This window comes from Pseudomonas sp. W15Feb34 (assembly GCF_023127765.1).
GTDB classification, from domain to species: Bacteria; Pseudomonadota; Gammaproteobacteria; order Pseudomonadales; family Pseudomonadaceae; genus Aquipseudomonas; species Aquipseudomonas synxantha_A.
Window position 1 is genome coordinate 59,556 of the sequence record NZ_SPKN01000053.1, and the last position, 671, is coordinate 60,226.

The 671-nt window shown below is 60.2% G+C and carries 1 protein-coding gene; it reads left to right on the top strand.

Annotated features, from left to right (window positions below; genetic code table 11):
* Positions 1-442: nitrilase-related carbon-nitrogen hydrolase (locus E4O97_RS26505; protein WP_282445384.1), on the top strand; the 442-nt coding region annotated here is incomplete at its 5' end.
* Between the last annotated feature and the right edge of the window lie 229 nt (positions 443-671).

A 671-nucleotide genomic window follows, 5' to 3' on the forward strand; every position in this document is an offset into this window, starting at 1 on the left:
CGTCACTACGCTGTGGAACGGCGTGCGTGTCGGCCTGCTGATCTGCTACGACATCGAGCTGCCGGAAACGGCGCGGGCGCTGGCGCAACTGGGTGCTGAATTGATCATCGTCACCAACGGCAACATGGACCCCTACGGCCCGGTGCATCGCACCGCGATCATGGCCAGGGCCCAGGAAAATCAGCTGTTCAGCGTGATGGTCAACCGCGCGGGGCAGGGTGATGAAGGCCTGGTGTTTGCTGGCGGCAGCACGGTGGTCGACCCGTTTGGTCGCCTGCTGTACGAAGCCGGGCGCGAAGAAACACGCCAGGTGATCAGTCTGGACCTTACTCAAATCAATGCGGCCCGCAGGGATTATCACTACCTCAATGATCGTCGGTTGCTGTTGCAAGGCGAGGCTGTGGAGCACCCCGACGGCCGCCGTGAACTGCTGATTCGCTGACCGCGTTTGTACCCTCCATAACAATAATCAGCTGGCGCGCAGGTGCCGGCCCAGGAGTTCGTGATGATCGCTATTCGATGCATGCAATGGGGGCTGGCTGCCGTTATCAGCGGCGCAATGGCATGCGCTCAGGCGGCGGAGCCGAAGGTCAATATCTATAACTGGTATGACTTCATTGCACCCAACACGCTGAAGGATTTCCAGGCGCAGACCGGCATTCAATCGGCCT